Raw genomic sequence first — 1619 nt, 5'->3', positions numbered from 1 at the left:
ATTCATTTAGTTGAATTATTACGAAAGTTAATTTTTGAGCACCGCTTCACGAGTTGAAGCAAATCAAGCTTTTAATTGAAGAGTTTGATCATGGCTCAGATTGAACGCTGGCGGCAGGCCTAACACATGCAAGTCGAGCGGTAGCACAGGAGAGCTTGCTCTCTGGGTGACGAGCGGCGGACGGGTGAGTAATGTCTGGGAAACTGCCTGATGGAGGGGGATAACTACTGGAAACGGTAGCTAATACCGCATAACGTCTTCGGACCAAAGAGGGGGACCTTCGGGCCTCTTGCCATCAGATGTGCCCAGATGGGATTAGCTAGTAGGTGAGGTAATGGCTCACCTAGGCGACGATCCCTAGCTGGTCTGAGAGGATGACCAGCCACACTGGAACTGAGACACGGTCCAGACTCCTACGGGAGGCAGCAGTGGGGAATATTGCACAATGGGCGCAAGCCTGATGCAGCCATGCCGCGTGTATGAAGAAGGCCTTCGGGTTGTAAAGTACTTTCAGCGAGGAGGAAGGCATTGTGGTTAATAACCGCAGTGATTGACGTTACTCGCAGAAGAAGCACCGGCTAACTCCGTGCCAGCAGCCGCGGTAATACGGAGGGTGCAAGCGTTAATCGGAATTACTGGGCGTAAAGCGCACGCAGGCGGTCTGTCAAGTCGGATGTGAAATCCCCGGGCTCAACCTGGGAACTGCATTCGAAACTGGCAGGCTAGAGTCTTGTAGAGGGGGGTAGAATTCCAGGTGTAGCGGTGAAATGCGTAGAGATCTGGAGGAATACCGGTGGCGAAGGCGGCCCCCTGGACAAAGACTGACGCTCAGGTGCGAAAGCGTGGGGAGCAAACAGGATTAGATACCCTGGTAGTCCACGCCGTAAACGATGTCGACTTGGAGGTTGTTCCCTTGAGGAGTGGCTTCCGGAGCTAACGCGTTAAGTCGACCGCCTGGGGAGTACGGCCGCAAGGTTAAAACTCAAATGAATTGACGGGGGCCCGCACAAGCGGTGGAGCATGTGGTTTAATTCGATGCAACGCGAAGAACCTTACCTACTCTTGACATCCAGAGAATTCGCTAGAGATAGCTTAGTGCCTTCGGGAACTCTGAGACAGGTGCTGCATGGCTGTCGTCAGCTCGTGTTGTGAAATGTTGGGTTAAGTCCCGCAACGAGCGCAACCCTTATCCTTTGTTGCCAGCGGTTCGGCCGGGAACTCAAAGGAGACTGCCAGTGATAAACTGGAGGAAGGTGGGGATGACGTCAAGTCATCATGGCCCTTACGAGTAGGGCTACACACGTGCTACAATGGCGCATACAAAGAGAAGCGACCTCGCGAGAGCAAGCGGACCTCATAAAGTGCGTCGTAGTCCGGATCGGAGTCTGCAACTCGACTCCGTGAAGTCGGAATCGCTAGTAATCGTAGATCAGAATGCTACGGTGAATACGTTCCCGGGCCTTGTACACACCGCCCGTCACACCATGGGAGTGGGTTGCAAAAGAAGTAGGTAGCTTAACCTTCGGGAGGGCGCTTACCACTTTGTGATTCATGACTGGGGTGAAGTCGTAACAAGGTAACCGTAGGGGAACCTGCGGTTGGATCACCTCCTTACCTAA

General features: G+C 53.3%; 1 rRNA gene. It reads left to right on the top strand.

What is annotated here, in order from left to right:
- Window positions 1-72 precede the first annotated feature (72 nt).
- Window positions 73-1614 (top strand): 16S ribosomal RNA (locus GC128_RS22820).
- Window positions 1615-1619 lie beyond the last annotated feature (5 nt).

This window comes from Buttiauxella massiliensis, assembly GCF_902500225.1.
GTDB classification, from domain to species: domain Bacteria; phylum Pseudomonadota; class Gammaproteobacteria; order Enterobacterales; family Enterobacteriaceae; genus Buttiauxella; species Buttiauxella massiliensis.
This window is presented reverse-complemented; position numbering and strand designations above follow the sequence as displayed.